Genomic DNA, 1,280 nt, shown 5'->3' on the forward strand with positions numbered 1-1,280 from the left:
CGGCTCTTCAAACTAAAGGAGCTATCGGCAGAGATTGAGCTATCTACCCAACGACGAAATGAGATATCTTCAATGTCGGTTGTTGCACGTAACTTAACCATGAGACGGTAGGTATCTCTACCCGGGCTCTGAATGGTTTGACGGATCACGTTGATGCCGCTGATCCAATCTGGAAGCGTGACACTGGTGAGTGATTTACCACAATCTTTTGATAGAGACTGAGCAAGCAAGTTGTTGAGTTGTGGCCTTATTTCTTTGGGCTCACTTTGCCAAAGTTCAACAAGAGAATTGAACATACCGCCGAGATCATCTTCAAGCAGATGCTGATGGGCTTGTGTTAGAGGTGTATTGGACTGAAACCAGTCCGTGGCATGGACTGGTTTCAACAATGATAATGATAGAACTACAGGAAGTAGTGTTTTCATTTTTTGTTTTTACGCTTTCATTTTATAGCCAACACCACGGAGTGTCTCGATTTCAAGACCTGGCAGTTTTTGACGAAGCTGAAGTACGTGCGTATCTACTGTACGGGTTGTTGGGAAATGATTGTACCCCCACACGTGGTCTAGTAATTCGTCACGTGTAAAAACACGGCCTAAGTTAGATGCCAAGAACAGCAACAGATCGAATTCAGTACGAGTCAGCGTGATCATTTCTTCTTTGAATTTCACTTCGCGTGTCGCGCGGTTAATTTCAAGATCCGCTGTCTTTACTTTGTCACTATTGTCCTGATCAGCTGAATCTGGTGCGCGTAGCTGCGCACGAATACGAGCGAATAGCTCCGCTTCAGCAAAAGGTTTCGTTAAGTAATCGTTCGCGCCAGAATCTAGACCAGCCACTTTATCTTTTACAGTAACCAGTGCAGTTAGCAGGATTACTGGAACATCTTTAATTTTTTTCCATTCAGGAAGAGATTGTACGGAATCACCATCTGGCAGTTGGCGATCCAAAATGACTAAGTCAGCCTTTTTCCATTGTGGCTCAACGTCTGAAATACGCTCCACATGTAAACACTCATATCCTGCTTGTTCCAGGCTCACTAACAGGCCATCAGCCAAGTTTTTATCGTCCTCAACGAGAAGCAGTGTCTGTTTCACAAGGTATCTCCAATATAAAGGTTGTAGGTGGCCCCATTAGGGACATTTTTCCGCCCATGCGGCCTACCATTGATTCAACTATTGTTAATCCAAGCCCTAATCCGCTCTTACTCACGAACGGCTTTCTTAGGTTTGCCCAATCTTTTGCAGTCAAACTGCCGGCATCTATGACTTGGAAAATGA

General features: G+C 44.5%; 2 protein-coding genes and 1 pseudogene. All 3 read right to left on the bottom strand.

The features are described from left to right. Positions 1-425: DUF2861 family protein (locus AND4_RS19080; RefSeq protein WP_009844627.1), on the bottom strand; the 425-nt coding region annotated here is incomplete at its 3' end. Positions 426-434: 9 nt separating this feature from the next. Continuing rightward, complete coding sequence (gene vxrB / locus AND4_RS19085) at positions 435-1,097, bottom strand: response regulator transcription factor VxrB (RefSeq protein WP_009844628.1); 663 nt, start codon at positions 1,095-1,097, stop codon at positions 435-437. After that, positions 1,072-1,280 (bottom strand): annotated as a pseudogene (locus AND4_RS19805) (HAMP domain-containing histidine kinase); the annotation flags it as partial. The pseudogene AND4_RS19805 and the gene vxrB, both read right to left, overlap by 26 nt.

The sequence above is a fragment of the Vibrio sp. AND4 genome, assembly GCF_000171815.1.
Lineage (GTDB): Bacteria > Pseudomonadota > Gammaproteobacteria > Enterobacterales > Vibrionaceae > Vibrio.